This is a genomic window from Bacillus sp. FJAT-29937, assembly GCF_001509555.1.
Lineage (GTDB): Bacteria > Bacillota > Bacilli > Bacillales > Cytobacillaceae > Cytobacillus.
Map to the genome: position 1 here is coordinate 119368 of NZ_LMAS01000001.1, position 14130 is coordinate 133497.

Annotated in this window: 15 protein-coding genes and 1 riboswitch; of the genes, 8 read left to right on the top strand and 7 right to left on the bottom strand. The window is 38.1% G+C overall.

Annotated elements, in window-relative coordinates; genetic code table 11:
• Nucleotides 1-399: 399 nt before the first annotated feature.
• Together AR328_RS00580 and AR328_RS00585 are read right to left on the bottom strand one after the other, a co-directional pair.
• Entirely contained in the window at nt 400-1638 is a 1239-nt protein-coding gene (locus AR328_RS00580) for a sensor histidine kinase (RefSeq protein WP_197414393.1), read from the bottom strand.
• A 204-nt stretch (nt 1639-1842) separates the two neighbouring features.
• The gene (locus AR328_RS00585; RefSeq protein ID WP_066287848.1) at nt 1843-3576 is read right to left on the bottom strand and encodes an AAA family ATPase; all 1734 of its coding nucleotides are present in this window, start codon (nt 3574-3576) and stop codon (nt 1843-1845) included.
• Between the two features lie 203 nt (nt 3577-3779).
• A riboswitch (TPP riboswitch) is annotated at nt 3780-3882 on the top strand.
• Nucleotides 3883-3948: 66 nt separating this feature from the next.
• Here AR328_RS00585 and thiT point away from each other — a divergent pair.
• The 5 genes from thiT to AR328_RS00605 all read left to right on the top strand — a co-directional run bounded on the left by thiT (nt 3949) and on the right by AR328_RS00605 (nt 8715).
• Nucleotides 3949-4548: an energy-coupled thiamine transporter ThiT gene (gene thiT / locus AR328_RS00590; protein ID WP_066287852.1), complete on the top strand. Its 600-nt coding sequence runs from the start codon at nt 3949-3951 to the stop codon at nt 4546-4548.
• A 171-nt stretch (nt 4549-4719) separates the two neighbouring features.
• Nucleotides 4720-5130, top strand: a complete 411-nt coding sequence (locus AR328_RS00595; RefSeq protein WP_156422637.1) for a ferritin-like domain-containing protein — start codon at nt 4720-4722, stop codon at nt 5128-5130.
• Nucleotides 5131-5585: 455 nt separating this feature from the next.
• Nucleotides 5586-5717 (top strand): hypothetical protein, encoded by a 132-nt coding sequence (locus tag AR328_RS23220; RefSeq protein ID WP_269433486.1) that lies wholly within the window; start codon nt 5586-5588, stop codon nt 5715-5717.
• 131 nt (nt 5718-5848) lie between these two features.
• Nucleotides 5849-8017, top strand: coding sequence for a beta-propeller domain-containing protein (locus AR328_RS00600; RefSeq protein ID WP_066287857.1), 2169 nt, complete (start codon nt 5849-5851; stop codon nt 8015-8017).
• A gap of 131 nt (nt 8018-8148) precedes the next feature.
• Nucleotides 8149-8715, top strand: coding sequence for a glycerol-3-phosphate acyltransferase (locus tag AR328_RS00605; protein ID WP_066287860.1), 567 nt, complete (start codon nt 8149-8151; stop codon nt 8713-8715).
• 11 nt (nt 8716-8726) lie between these two features.
• On the opposite strand, the gene AR328_RS00610 is transcribed toward AR328_RS00605, so the two are convergent.
• Nucleotides 8727-9119 (bottom strand): globin domain-containing protein, encoded by a 393-nt coding sequence (locus AR328_RS00610; RefSeq protein WP_066287863.1) that lies wholly within the window; start codon nt 9117-9119, stop codon nt 8727-8729.
• Between the two features lie 122 nt (nt 9120-9241).
• Complete coding sequence (locus tag AR328_RS22420; RefSeq protein ID WP_156422624.1) at nt 9242-9400, bottom strand: hypothetical protein; 159 nt, start codon at nt 9398-9400, stop codon at nt 9242-9244.
• A 135-nt stretch (nt 9401-9535) separates the two neighbouring features.
• Between AR328_RS22420 and AR328_RS22740 the strand changes: the two genes are divergently transcribed.
• Genes AR328_RS22740 through AR328_RS00620 form a run of 3 tightly spaced genes read left to right on the top strand, consistent with a single transcriptional unit; the run spans nt 9536 to nt 10405 of the window.
• Nucleotides 9536-9682, top strand: a complete 147-nt coding sequence (locus tag AR328_RS22740; RefSeq protein WP_197414394.1) for a hypothetical protein — start codon at nt 9536-9538, stop codon at nt 9680-9682.
• Complete coding sequence (locus AR328_RS00615; protein ID WP_066287866.1) at nt 9679-10002, top strand: YqzG/YhdC family protein; 324 nt, start codon at nt 9679-9681, stop codon at nt 10000-10002. The genes AR328_RS22740 and AR328_RS00615 overlap by 4 nt, the downstream gene beginning before the upstream one ends.
• A gap of 16 nt (nt 10003-10018) precedes the next feature.
• On the top strand, nt 10019-10405 hold the full coding sequence (locus AR328_RS00620; RefSeq protein WP_066287869.1) for a hypothetical protein: 387 nt from the start codon (nt 10019-10021) through the stop codon (nt 10403-10405).
• Nucleotides 10406-10431: 26 nt separating this feature from the next.
• Here AR328_RS00620 and AR328_RS00625 read toward each other — a convergent pair whose 3' ends face one another.
• From AR328_RS00625 to AR328_RS00635, 3 genes are read right to left on the bottom strand one after another with little or no spacing between them, the layout of a single operon-like run.
• The gene (locus AR328_RS00625) at nt 10432-10926 is read right to left on the bottom strand and encodes a (2Fe-2S)-binding protein (protein WP_066287872.1); all 495 of its coding nucleotides are present in this window, start codon (nt 10924-10926) and stop codon (nt 10432-10434) included.
• Nucleotides 10923-11762 (bottom strand): FAD binding domain-containing protein, encoded by an 840-nt coding sequence (locus AR328_RS00630; protein ID WP_066287874.1) that lies wholly within the window; start codon nt 11760-11762, stop codon nt 10923-10925. Before AR328_RS00630 ends, AR328_RS00625 begins: the two co-directional genes overlap by 4 nt.
• Nucleotides 11759-14104 carry a xanthine dehydrogenase family protein molybdopterin-binding subunit gene (locus AR328_RS00635; RefSeq protein WP_066287879.1) on the bottom strand — a complete coding sequence of 782 codons (2346 nt, stop codon included), beginning with the start codon at nt 14102-14104 and terminating at the stop codon, nt 11759-11761. The genes AR328_RS00630 and AR328_RS00635 overlap by 4 nt, the downstream gene beginning before the upstream one ends.
• Nucleotides 14105-14130 lie beyond the last annotated feature (26 nt).

Genomic DNA, 14130 nt, shown 5'->3' on the forward strand with positions numbered 1-14130 from the left:
TTTAGATTCATTTTTTCGCCAAATATTTTGTGGATTTTTTTGGTGTCCGATAAAGGCTCCAAATCGGATTATTTTCAATATTAGCGGTACTAGAGTCTGACAAATAAAAAAAGACCGCCCACATTCCGATCTGGTTAGTCCCGCAACGAAGCGAAATGAGAAGAGGTGGACGGCCTTGACAATAGTATATGATGTAAAAATAAAATGATGCAAAACAAGTCCAGATTAGTAAAAAAACTGGCTTGTTTTTTTATTTCCTAACAGCAAATGTAGAATATTATGATAATTCAACTGACTTTATAAGTTATTTCTTGGGAAAGCGCAAATTCAGACATTTCCTGAGTTGTGCCGTCAGAATATCGCGCAATTTGCCGATTTCAGCGAAAGTTGTCGTGACTTTTATTTTTTCAAAGGAAAAGTGATTTTAAAGATGGTCCCTTTGTTTTCAATACTATCTATTTCATAATCGCCTTTTAACCGTTTAATAATGTCAAAGGAAATCATTAATCCAAGTCCGGTACCCTTTGTTTTAGTAGAATAATAAGGCTGTCCGAGCTGAGCTAATTGATTGGATGAAAAACCAACGCCATTATCCTTTATTTCAATGAAAGCATTGTCATTCTGCTGATAAACGTTTATATCTAGATTTCCTCCATCGGACATAGCTTCTATTCCGTTTTTAATAAGATTAATGAATAATTGCTTGCATTCATTCACATTTCCCGCCAAAAACAAATTTTCTTCCAACTGAATGTTCATTTTTACGTTGGACATGACAGCATATGGTTTCATAAAGTCAGAAATATCTAACATTATATTTGATAAAGGAATCGTTTCGGTGAATTCACTTATCGGACGTGCGAGGGACAGAAAATCATTAATAATTTGATTCGTTCGATCCAGTTCCTCTAAGGATAGGGAAATAAACATACCTTGATTAGCAGTAATATTTTTTTCATTTTTCATTAGCTGCAGAAAACCGCGAATCGTTGTCATAGGATTTCTGATTTCATGTGCAATGGATGCCGCAAGCTGGCTAATAGCATTTAACTTATCTGCCTTTTTCAACTGCTCCATCATGATAAGCTGGAGCTTATTCATCTCGATTAAATAAATGGTAGTGGAAAGTGTAATAATGGAAACGATAGAAAATGAAATGAGGTGTAGAAAATCTTCCATTGCACCAGTTTGCATTAAATAGATCGCACGTGTAACAAAAATGAATAAATAAAATATGACTCCGGTTAAAAGCTTGAATACTAATTTCTTTCTTATGTAAGGTTTATAAACAATAAAAAATAAGATGGTCATAAAGAAATAATTGATTACGTTAGTTAGGAGTTTTGTCACATCGAAAACTAGTGTCAACCCAAAAAGGATGCCAAGTGCCATTAAACCAGTTCTCGGGCCGATATAAAAGAAGGCTATAAAAATTGGGATGAATTTTAAATCAAATTCTAGTCCATCCGTAATTCGCACCGGAAAAAGAGCTGATATTAAAAGTGTAAGACAAATAGTAAGAAAAAAGATAAAATTAATTTTATTATTCCTGCTTTGACGAGATAAAATGATATTCACAAGTGGGATGATCATCATGATAAAAAAGTGAAAAAGCAATTCTGCAATAAATTCCTTCAAAAGAACCATTCCTCTAGCCTTATTTTGTGTATATCTTTAAATTAAACGAATGGCATAGTTAATCCTTTAATTATCAGCGTTTTTCCGATAATAATTTTTCTTCATAAAGTATCAGGATTCGACAAAGTATCCTCTTTTTTTATTTTTATCTTCGCAGGAAATTGTAAATAATATAAAAAACCGACTCGTTTTGAGTCGGCAAATTTAGACAATCGCCCTATCCTTTAATTGCTCGCCATTAACAATTTCCTGAACTTCAGTACCTTCTAAAGTTTCTTTTTTCATAAGGGCTTGTACTAAAATTTCAAATTGTGGACCATTATTTTTTATGAGCTGTTCAGATTTTTCTAATGCTTTTTGGAAAAGCTCCTGCATTTTTACTTCTTTTTCGACCTTATTAAAAGTAAGGGTAAACCCATTTTCAAGCAAGCCAGTGTCAACCATTTGTTCGATAACCTGCTTCGCTTGCTGAACGTCACCACTTACACCAATGCTGTGTTCGCCAAGGTAAGTTCGTTCCGCAACACCGCCTGCGAGGATCATAGCCACTTGATCTAGCATGTCTGTTGTTGTTGATAAATGCATTTCTTTCGGAATCGGTGCTACATAACCAAGCGCTTGCCCGCGTGGAATAATCGTTGCTTTACGAACAGAACCTGGTTTCGTAATAGCAGCAACAAGGGCGTGGCCTGCTTCATGAATCGCCACACGCTTTTTTGTATCCTGATCTTGCAGAGACCTCGTTGAACTTCCAAGAATGGTTCGGTCTATAGCAAAATCTAAATCTTCTTTAGCTATAACATTCTGACCATTTCTCACTGCTCTCCTGCTCGCAGTTTCAAAAAGAGAATGGAGGTCAGCACCTGAAAATCCTGACGTGCTTTCTGCAAGTTCATCAAGTGAGTTTAATACATCTGCAGCTAATACACGATTTTTCGTATGAATGTCAATAATCTCTTTTCTTCCATTAGTATCTGGAAGTGGAACATGAAAAGAGAAATCAATTCGTCCAGGACGCAGGAATGCATCATCGAGCATATCCTTACGGTTTGTTGCGGCGATGAAAAGAATTCCATCATTCGAATGACCGCCATCTAATTGAACGAGAAGCTCAGTTAATGTTTTTTCACTTTCCTCGCCGCCATGCTGCTTTCTTTTTCCAGCGAGTGCATCAACTTCATCGACAAAAATGACAGCTGGCTTCTGTTTTCTCGCATTTTGAAACAAAGTACGTACACGTGATGCACCAACACCTACAAACATTTCATTAAAGGCTGAGCCGCTTGTGGAAAAGAAGGCAGCGCCAATTTCCTTCGCAATCGCTTGTGCCAGCAAGGTTTTACCTGTGCCAGGAGGTCCATATAATAAAATCCCTTTCGGCGGTTTTACACCCATTTTTAAAGAACGATCTGGATCTTTAAGAGTCGAAAGTGTTTGCATAATCTCCTCTTTCATTTCACCTTGAATACCGCCGACATCAGCAAGAGAAATAGAAGGGAGGGGCCTTGCTTTAGATACGCTTTCCTTCATGGTGTTAGCGGCACCAAGTCCGCCTTTACCAGATTTATATAAGTAAATACCAAGAGACGCAAGAATAATCACTAAACCGCCAAGAATCCATGGTGTATAAGGACTGCTCGAAGAAAATGTATATTGAACATGATAGTTTTCTACTAATTTATCAATCATCTGACTATTCGGAGGTACATGGGACTCAAATTCACCATCACTCGTCACAATCATAAGCTTTCCATCTTTATGCTCGTTAATAGTAACCAACTCTCCATTTTGTGAGGCTATTAACTTCTCAACAGAGGAAAAGGGAATGGCTACTGCTTTATTCCCAGCCTGAACAGCCCATATAATAGCTGCCACAATCATCAAGAAACCAACAATAATCGGTACAATCGTTGAAGCTTTTTTAAAATGTAATTTCAACTTTTTCCCTCCTTACTGTTACCTTATTATTATAAGGATCATAGGAAGGAAGGACTAGTGCCATTTTAATGTAAAAGGATGAAAAAGGTGGAAATTTAAATATAAATGCAGCCATTTAAGAATAGATCCAATTTTGCATAAGTTATCCCTTCACAAATGTTGGAAACTATACTATACTGATGTTGGAATGATAATTAAATAAACGTAACCACAAGGGGAGCTTTTCGCTGAGAGTGAACAGGAGACTGTTCTGACCCTTCGAACCTGTTAGTTAATTCTAGCGCAGGAATGTGGCATGAATAGAATGTTTTTTTCTGTTGTTTTCTATTCTCCCCTTGAGGTAACGGAATACACTAAAGGGGAGATTTTTTTATGAAGAAATTAGGTTTGCTTGCATTAATCGAAGCCTCATTTTTTGCAGCTTTTGCCATTGTTCTAGATTTGCTGCCATCTATTAAACCAATGCCATCCGTTTCTATTTCAATCGCCATGGTCCCAATTTTCATTCTTGCCTTTCGCTGGGGTTTTAAGGTCAGCCTATTAGCCGGGTTGCTTTGGGGAGTTCTGCAAATTGCAATGGGAGACGCATGGATCGCCACTCCAACACAAGCCTTTATAGAATATTTTATTGCCTTTGCCTGTATCGGATTTGCTGGCCTATTCTATAATTTTATACAAAAAGAAATCCGATTCGGTTCGAAAAAGAAAGCAATGGGCTGGATGATCGCTGCTGTTTTTGCTGGCAGCCTGGCACGATATTTCTGGCACTTCATTGCAGGCGTGATTTTCTTTGGAGAATATGCGCCAGAGGGCATGTCGCCGTTCCTCTTCTCGTTTGCTGCAAATGGAGCTACTATGCTAGGAGCGTGGATATTATGCTCAATCGCAGTTGTCCTATTAATATCTACTGCACCGCAATTGATTATTAGAAAAGAGAATACACTGCTCATTACAGATAAAAAGGTATCTTAAATATTTTCTTAACTACGCTTCTGGCAAAATCAGAGGCGTATTTTTTTTGCATCTGCTATTGAGGAATTGACATCGGCATGATTAATAATCACTTCCAAATATGAATCTCATAGTATATAAGGAAAAACTTTAGGAGGGATTCGTTTGTATCCTTATTATGATTACAGAAATATGTACAGACAAACAGATAAATTACTTAGGGATTTAACGAAAGCCATTAATGGAGAATATAGTGCTGTTCAATGTTATCAGAAAATAGCTAATATGGCGCCAAGCGAAAAAGAAAGGAAGCAAATACTTGAAATTCGAGAAGATGAAATAAAACATTTACAGACATTTACACAAATTTATGTGAATCTGACGGGCAGGCAGCCACAGCCCCAAATCATTGAAGAATGCCCTAACACATACAAAGCAGGGATCGATTTTGCCTTTATAGATGAACAGGAAACTGTAGATTTCTATCTTGGCGTGTCAGATGAGATAACAGATGTGAATATTAAAAATGCTTTCAAACGAGCCGCATCAGATGAACAAAATCATGCCGTTTGGTTTTTATATTTTATAAACAAGCGGAAATAATTACATGCAAAAACAAAAGAAATCGTCAGCAAAGACCGATTTCTTTTGTTTTTATTTTTTTATTTTTTTATTATGGGTTCTAGTTGTCTAGCGATTTCACTTAGTAATTCATGTACCGTCAGGTGATTTTCATTTTGACCTTTTTTTAGGGCTGACTGTAAAACCTTTGCAAACTCATACGAATTTACTTCCGGCCTCATATGTGAACACCTTCTAATGATCATTTGATGAAGAACTCAGCAGGGAATACACTTTACAGTATATTAAAGATTAATTTTAATTGTGACTTGTAAAAAGTTTAATTTTAAAACAATGAGGTTTCATCCAGTCCTTTTTCGGGTACATTATTAAAAAAATTCTCAAGATTACCCCCATAATATCCTTCATGAGATCGAATGCTCTAATAAAATAAACATTCCAATACTTATTAAAAACCACTTAGAGGAGTTCTGATTATGATTTTAATTAATGCCGATATTGATAAACTGTTAGACGCTACCGAAGAAATGGCAAATGAAAGTGATTTTAGCTATATAATCAGACGAATTGAAATTGATAAATTACTAGAAAAGACACAAGACTGGTGAATAATGCGAACATCAAATATCCGCTCAAATCGAGTGGATATTTTTTATTAAAGTCAATCTATGGATGAAAAGGAAGTGACTGTAACTAAAGGGAGTCCTATTCCGTCAAAAGCTATAAAGGAGGGTCAGCAATGAAGAGAAAATGGTTAACGATAGGCGGAATTTTTACAGTCATAACAGTCATACTTTCATTTTTCCTCATAACACAGTTAAAGGTTGTCAGTGGCATGGATACAAAAAATGATAAGACCACAGTCCTGCAAAATAAAATTTGGAAAATTAACTTTTCCTCTAAACTGGATCCTAAAAGTGTAAATGAAAAAACGGTCTATGTAACGGATGAAAAGGGACAAAATCAAAAAGTGAAAGTGAATGTCGGCAAGGAGGGATCCTCCGTTATAGTAGAACCCCCTTATGGCGGATATTCATTAGAGGCAAAATATTATACTTTACATCTAAGTTCAGATATAAAATCTGCTTTCGGAAAAAAGCTGCTTTCTGGAAAGAGTCAATCCTTCGAAGTAAAAGACACTCTGCCTTCAATTAAATCGAAGACTGCTTTAAATGAATTATTATTAAATCGTGTAAAGGATGAAGAGAAGAAATACAAAACGGGCATTTCTTTCAGTATGAAGGAGTCTGCTCAGGAAAATGCCGCAGCAGATAAAAGCGGATCTAATTATTCTGAAACGAATGTTCAGGTTCAGGGAATCGATGAAGCTGATACGGTTAAAACAGATGGTTCTTATATTTATCAGGTCGTGGACGGAAAGGTTCAAATTATTAAAGCGGCTCCGGCCGATAAGATGACTTTAGAGTCTGTGCTCTCATTTGACCATTCCTTTTCTCCTTACGAGCTTTTTATATACGGGGATCAGTTAATTATTTTGGGTAATAGTTACGGGAAAATGCCGCACCCGACACAGAAAAAAATAGCTGAGATCGCCCTTGCTCCTGTACATGAAACAACGAAAGCAATAATATATAATATCGAAAATAAACAGAGACCAAAAAAAATAAGAGAATTTGAAATCGAAGGGTCACTGCTTTCATCTAGGCTTATGAATGGAAAAGTCTATCTTATTGCCAATAAATATCCGGATGTTTGGATTTTGAGAGACAATCCGGAAATGGATATACGTCCTAAGTATTCTGATTCATTAGTGAAACCAGACATGCAGCCAGTTGATTTCGGTCATATTCAGTATTTTCCTGAATCGAGCGAAACCAATTTTACAAATATTGCTGTAATCGATCTTGATATACCGACAGAAAAAATTTCCGTATCGACCTATTTAGGCAGCGGCAATAATCTTTATATGTCAAAAAATAATCTCTATTTAGCCGTCAGCAACTACTATTGGTTTCCGAATATAGACGGAAAATCTCATCAGCCTGATACAACTGTTTATAAATTTTCAGTGGATGGCATGAATGTTGATTTCCATAGCTCGGGTGAAGTTCCGGGAACGGTATTAAATCAGTTTTCCATGGATGAATATGATGGGTATTTTCGCATTGCCACAACAAAAGGGCAAGTTTGGGATGACAAGCGTCCTTCAGCGAATAATCTTTATATATTGGATGGAAACCTAAAGCAGGTAGGTGAACTAGAGGATCTCGCAAGGGGAGAGCGAATTTATTCGGCTAGGTTTATGAATGATCGCATTTACATCGTGACCTTTAGAGAAACGGACCCGTTATTTGTCATAGATGGAAAGGACCCGAAGAATCCAAAGGTTTTAGGTGAATTGAAAATACCTGGTTTCAGCAATTATCTGCACCCATATGACGAAAATCATCTCATTGGTTTTGGTTATGACACAAAGTTAGGCGGGAAAGGTGCCGGTAACCAGCCAATTATTTTAACGGATGGGGTGAAAATTTCCCTTTTTGATGTAAGTGATTTGGCGAATCCCAAAGAGAAATTCACAGAAATTATCGGAGGCAGAGGTACGTACTCGCCATTAAATCATGATCATAAAGCACTGTTGTTCGATAAAAAGAAAAATCTTTTTGCCTTTCCAATTACCGTTCATCAAAATAAACCAAATAGTGAATATGAATCTACATTTGAGTTCCAAGGAGCATATGTTTACAACATTGATTTAAGAACGGGCTTTCACTTACAATCGAAATTAACACATCAACATCCTCAAGCTCCATATGAGGAATGGGAAAATCAAATTAATCGGATTATTTATATTGGAGACTCGCTATATGCCTTGTCACCAACAAAAATATCGTCCTACGACTTAAATTCGTATGTACAACAAGGGGAATTAAACTTGAAAAAATAACACCCATTTTTTGGGTGTTATTTTAATTGAATATTCAATGATACTTGTCCATAATATAGTATATATCTTCAAAAATGATGAACTAGACACCTAGATTCCTAGTCCAACACTAAAAAAGACTGGAGATCGATATGAACCATATTTATTATTTTATTGGCGCTTACTTTATCGGCAATATTTTGACTGCCTATATTTTTTTAAAGCTTCTTGGGAAAGGCAATGTACATAATCAAGGTTCCGGAAACCCAGGAGCAAGAAATATCGGACGATTATATGGAAAAAAGGCTTTTGTCATAACCTTTCTCGGTGATGCATGTAAAGGAAGTATTGTCATCCTGATTGGAAAACATTTGCAATTTACGGAACTAGAAGTGCTGGCTGGCCTTACCCTAGCTGTAGTCGGACATATTAAACCAATCCTTTTTCAATTTAAAGGCGGAAAAGGGGTTTCAACTTTTATCGGCGGAATCATTACATTCGAGCCATTGGTGGCACTTGTCATTATTATTGGATTTTTACTATTTTATCCTTTAACTAAAAGCTTTACGATTGCAGGACTTGCAGCCATTTGCCTAATTCCGTTTTCTATTTCCTATCTTTATCATTCCATTGAGCTTTTATGGATTATAGCAGCAATAATTATCATTCTGATTTTTGCACATTCGGAAAATTTATTAAGAAAAATTAAGCAAACCTAGGCAATGAAATTTTATTCATAATCTGAAGTGTTTACCATAATCCCTGCTACTTGTGTTAGTCGATCATAAAACGCCTCACCTGCAGGATTTTCATTGAGTCCGATTTCCTCAAAAGCTTCTTTCATGCAGCGAAGCCAGCACTTAGCACGCAGCGGTGTCACTTCGAAGGGAAGGTGGCGGTGCTGCATAGCAGGCGGCCCGAATTCCTGACTATAAAGTGCGGGTCCTCCGGTAAATTGTGATAGAAACATTCGCTGTTTTCTCATGATTTCATCCATATCGCCTTCAAACAATGGACTGAGATTGGGATCCGCATATACACGTGGATAAAATGCTTGGACAAGGTTCTCAATCGTCTCCGCTCCGCCTATTTGAGTAAAAAGGGTATTAATTTTGTAATCCATTTTCATCACCTTTTTCAAATTTCATTTATTATTATTATGTATGATTATAATCATAAAACAAACGAGTTATTGTGATTTAAATCACGAAAGCATTGCCAAATAAACGGCAATGCTTTTTTATTCTATAAATGTTTGCTTACTACTTCTACTGTATTCTGTTCTTCTGTTGAAATGTTTAAATCCAAATTTGAATTCGTAACAATCATTTCTGTTGTATATGCAGCCTCATTCAATTGGTGATCCATTTCCGTAAAATCTGGAACCCCTTTTTCGTGATTCATTCCAACACACCTCCTAATAATAGCTTGCAATGAAAAAAAAATAATATTCAAGTATGTCTTGTTCATCAGCCTTGTATAAGCAAGACCTTAATGTCAAATTCTATAGGAAAGCATGACAAAGGGGAGGGAAGCGAAATGTTAAAGGATGAAAGTATAAAATGCACGGATGAAAAAGATCTGCTCCATCATTATTTCGCCGTACAAAGCGCCTTTATTTCTGTCCAAGAGGAGGAAGAACGGATACGAGAAGAAATGCGAGATATAAGGAAAGAAACTTTATGAACATTAAATTAAGAAGAATGTTCATCATTGTTACGGTCTTGTTGTTATCCTCAAGTCAACTCTCCTATGCTCAGCCAGATGCACCGCCATATGCAAAGTGGGGGCAATTAGCTGTAAAAACAGCAAAGGAAAAATATCCGCAAGCAGATATTGTCGACTATTTGCATATCGGCAGGGAGAACAAGGACCATTCTTCAATTGAAAAATTTAAGCTTTGGCTGCGGGAAGGCGGCAAGGAATTCGGCTTGTTTATTGAAATTGAATTTAATCCAAAAAACGATAAGGTAATTCGTATTAGTGTAAAAAAATCATCCACATAACGGAAAAGAGGGAATAATGTTGAACCAAAACAAACAACAAGAACAAAGCTTTCAAGAACAGCAAATGCAACAAAAACAACAAGAGGCACAGTTAAATCAAGGACAATTAGAACAGCAATTTCACATGCAGAAGCAACAGGCATTAAATGCTATGCACAAGGCGGAACAAACGATTCAACAACATGCCTCTTCAATGGATTTACAAGCGCTTCAGCAAGCACAGCAGCAGCTCCAGCAAGCAACCGGGCAACTAACGCATATGCAAGGGCTTGCCGTTACGCAGTCCACGACAGCAGAACAGCAACAATTAGAACAAGTACAGCAGCAAATCGAGCAAGCAGCCCAAACCCTTCAGCTTATTCAATCTTTAGAAAGCGGGAATAAAAGTTTTAAAAAAGGCTAAATAGCAGTTAATATGAAAAAATACCCCTAGCTTGGGGTATTTTCTGATTCGTTCGCTTCCTGTAATACGGCTTTGATCGCCTCTTTGATTTCTTGATATCCTGTGCATCTGCATAGATTCGATTGCATCCACTCTTCAATCACATCATCGTCAGCCTTCGGGTGATTCGATTTTAAAGCATGGCAATTTAGTATGAATCCAGGAGTACAGTACCCGCACTGAACAGCCCATTTATCTACAAATGTTTTTTGAATCGGGGAATCTGCCAGACCTTCAATCGTTGTAATAAGCTGATCTTTCATTTCGATTGTTAAACAGAGGCAGGAATGCATAGGCTCATCATTCACTAGCACTGTACATGCTCCACAATCACCGTTTTCACAAGCCCGTTTCGCTCCGGTTAGTCCCAGCTCATTTCGCAATGAATGGAGAAGGGTATCAGCCGACCGAATTAGTATCTCCCGCGTATCGCCATTTATATGGAGATTGATGACAGTTTTTGACGTACTGTTTGAGATCATGATATTTCCACTTCCAATCTTTCAAGTGTTTCCTGCAATGCGTTTTTAAAAACGAATTCACGATATTCGGCTGTTGCCCAAATATCATCGACTATGGAGGCGGGGAGCAGTTTGGTTGCTTCATCAATTCTTTCCATTTGAGAAATCGAAGTGTCATTTAATATGCTCTCCATGTCCTTTGACCGAAAAGGGAATTCACAGACCCCGCTGAATGCAGCATGAATTTTACGATCGTTTACGAATGCTGCCAGTGATACAATTGGATAGCCGACCTTTGACATCTTTGTTTTTTTTACGCTAAAAAACGGCAGCTCTATATAGGGACGATCTACCAAAACCTGTGTTAGAAAATAACCATGCTTCATATTCATTTGCTTATCAAATACATCGGCAAGAGGGAGTGTTTCCACACCTTCTTTACCGGCTATTTTTACTTTTGCGTCTGTAAGTAAAAGCGGTAAAACGCTTTCCCGATAAATGAGCTTGCTGTGAAGATTCCCACCGAGTGTAATTTTGTTTCTTGACGTATGATCCGCTATTTGCTTTGCTTTCTCTCCTAATAAAGGAAATATATTTGTCTCGGAAATTTTATTTAAAGAAACAGCGGCGCCAAGTACAACTTGATTACCATCAATGCCGAGCTCCTGGCAATCCGGGATCTCTTTAATATCAATGACAGCGTCAGCTTTCATCTGATTCACTCTAGCCATCGTAATAAATTCAGTTCCACCTGAAAAATAGATCACGTTTTTTTCTTGATCAGCAAGTGTTTGAAAAGTTTGAACAGCCTCTTCAATCGTCGAGGGCCGATAATATTCAAAGTTGAAAGGTATCATTGGTTGTTCTCCTTTTTAGCCTTCCAAATGAGTTCAGGAATAAGCGGAAGATGGTTTAAATCTGTTTTTGCCGCAGCTGATAATCCGTTCGCAAGCGCGGCAGGCATTCCAATCACACCATATTCTCCTATTCCGCGTGCACCATATGGTCCATCTATAGTCGGCGATTCGATAAAATCAACATAGTATTCTGGCTGTTCGCCAAATCTCATAATTTGATAGGACCTCAATTGAGGATTTTGCACAATCCCATTTTCGTCAAAAATAAACGATTCATGACTGGAAAAGCTGAGCCCCAAGTACATGCCGCCTCGCATTTGCTGAATGGCGGTAGCTGGATTTATAATCGTACCGCCGTCTAAGACAGTTACGGCTTTTAAAATTTTATAGGTGAAATCTCTTTGATTCCATTCCACTTCGACTGCTTGTGCACCAAGGGACCACCATGGACCTGGCTTTCCGAATCCAGTCTCTTTATCCATCGGTGTTAAATGCCTTTGAATATATTTTCCGTGGCCAACAACCTGTCCTTCAATCGCGTGCCCATTTGGGAATTTATACCCAATGGCAATATCTTTAATTTGCACGCCATATTCTGGGCTTGGCTTCAAAAAGACACGGCCTCCGCCTACTTCTAAATCCTCGGTGGAGCATTGTAATACGATGGATGCGGTTCTTTTTAATTGATTAATCGCATCTTCAGCAGCGGCAAGCACTGCTCTTCCAGCCAAAAAGGTTGTACTGCTCGCTACCGTCCGCCATTGATGCGGATCGAATTGTGTATTTACTTCCATCTTTACGTGAATTTTATTGATATCCATTTTCAGCTTTTCGGCCAAAATTTGTGCCAGAATTGTTTTTGTTCCTTGGCCAAGCTCAATGGCTGCACAATTTAAATTGACACTTCCGTCGGCCTCAAAGGTTATAATAACGCCAGATTGTGCGTTCGTTGTGGTCGTAGATGTCTTCCAAAACAAGCTAATTCCTTTCGACCTTACCTTGTTGCCGCCCATATCGACCACTTGGCCATCGTCCCATTGAATAAGTTCTTTAGCACGCCGAATGCACTTATCTGCATCTCCGATATTGCTTGCATTGAGTACCGTCTGGGTAGGGGAGGTATCACCAGGCTTGATTGTATTTAACAGGCGAAATTCAATTGGGTCCATATTTAATTTCTTTGCCAGCATATCCATTGTTCTTTCAACAGCAAATGTGAGCTCCGGATGGGCGTACCCTCTAAAGGAGGTTGCGTATGGATGATTCGTATACATACAGTAAGAATCACACCAAACATTTGGAATATTGTATGGACCTGTACAATCAAGTGCTGCGGCTCTTGTAATACCTGCTGCTTGATCCGTATAGGCGCCGGAATCAATTAAAAATGTATATTGACCCGCGATGATTTTACCATCTTTACTTACCCCAAGCTTTATCGTAGCATCAAATCCAATATGGCCAGGGGCTGTAATCAAATCTTCCTCGCGCTCATAATCCAACACAACCATTTTTCCACCCACAGCTTTTGAAGCGAGGTAGGCGAGGGGTTCTAATTGGACCGTTCCTTTTCCGCCAAATGCACCTCCAATCATAGGTACATGGACGACAATTTTCCCCAATTCAAGATTGAAAAATTGATTCAGAACTTTTTTGATTGTAAAAGGAGATTGACTGCAGGAATGAACAATGACCTGACCTGCAGGATTAATTTCAACCCTTGCACTTCTTGTTTCCAATGCAACATGGTCTGATAAATTAAAGGAATATTTTGCTGTAATTTGTTCAGCGCAATTCTCCCAGGCAGAGATAAAATCTCCCTTGCGAATTTTTATATGGCTGCCAATATTCGTTCCTTGCTTAGGATATACGTTACTTATAATTTTCATATACTGTCCGGAGTTTTCATGAACTAATGGGGCATTCGTTTGAAAAGCCTGCTGAACCGAATTAACGACTGGCAGCGGCTCATACTCCACGATAATTTTATTAGCGGCTTCTTTCGCCCGATATTCTTCATCCGCCACAACAATAGCAATCGGTTCACCATAATAACGCACTTTTTCAAAAGCTAAAGGAGGACGGTCAGCCAAAATCGGCCCAATGTGATAGGGGAACATATCACCTGTCACAATCGCGCGAACGCCAGGAACCTTCCACGCTTCAGTCGTATCAACCGAGATTATCCTGGCATGTGAATATGTACTTGTTGATAGTTTCGCATGTAAAAGATTAGGTGTTACAAAATCACCGATATATTTAACGCTGCCAGCCGCTTTTTCTACACTATCGAATCTTTCCTCAGGTTTACCGATGGAAGTCCAAATATTATCGTTCATCATCTATAAAAACCTCCGGGACAATTGTT